The 747-nt window shown below is 36.7% G+C and carries 2 protein-coding genes; both read right to left on the bottom strand.

Going from position 1 to position 747, the window contains the following annotated elements; all coding sequences use genetic code 11:
- Positions 1-116 (bottom strand): winged helix-turn-helix domain-containing protein (locus H5186_RS23440; protein ID WP_220491369.1); only part of this gene is annotated, 116 nt, incomplete at its 3' end.
- 274 nt (positions 117-390) lie between these two features.
- A complete protein-coding gene (locus tag H5186_RS22625; RefSeq protein WP_182719499.1) occupies positions 391-567 on the bottom strand; it encodes a hypothetical protein in 177 nt (58 codons plus the stop codon).
- Between the last annotated feature and the right edge of the window lie 180 nt (positions 568-747).

The raw sequence follows: 747 nt of genomic DNA, 5'->3' as shown, positions 1-747 counted from the left end.
TTAGAACGGCTTGTGATCCAGCTAAACCCACGCTTCTTGAGCAGTTTGTAAATATGATCGGTGTGATATCTTATGTTGAACTGGTCATAAATATACTGAGCAATATCTTCCCCCATTAGTCTGCCGCCTTCTGAAGAACTTGCTGACTGTTTTACATAATCTGACAGTGTGTCGAGTTGTAGTGAGGTTAATATAGCCGGGCGGCCCTTAATCGGTTTGTTGTTCAAGCAGCAACGCGATTGTTAAGGTAGTTAGAAGTTGCTTGGATTCTTCTAAGTTCAATTTAGTAAAAGTAAATAAGTATCGGTGCGCTAATTAGATCACATAATTTGGCTGATTGGTATTAGTCATAGAGTAACGCTTTTTAGTTTTGTATCTAAATTTTTGGAGCTAATTTGTAGAGCTGTCAAGGATACTTACAACAGCCTCTAAAATTGCAGACTCAAGAATACTGTTAGAAGGAACGTTACTTGGCTTTCCAGCAGTTTTATTATCAAAGCAATCAGGGCTTATGCCTAAATCATCATGATTTGACTTATCAATATAAGCTAAATCAGCCTGTTCCATGCACTTTGCGTATTCTCATGACTTTGATCACCGATTCTCATCAGCTTTGATCACCTGATTTATCATTTTGTAGAGCCGTTTTTAAATTAGCTTAACTGATCATCATCAGTCAATTTATTTAACTGTTTTCGTATCGATTCTCCTTTTAAGTTCAACTTAATTGAACCATGAATTAGCCTA

It is taken from the genome of Pseudoalteromonas sp. SG41-2 (genome assembly GCF_014164535.1).
Lineage (GTDB): Bacteria > Pseudomonadota > Gammaproteobacteria > Enterobacterales > Alteromonadaceae > Pseudoalteromonas > Pseudoalteromonas rhizosphaerae.
The sequence above is the reverse complement of the archived record's forward strand: the minus strand, read 5'-3'. Positions and strand labels throughout refer to the sequence as shown.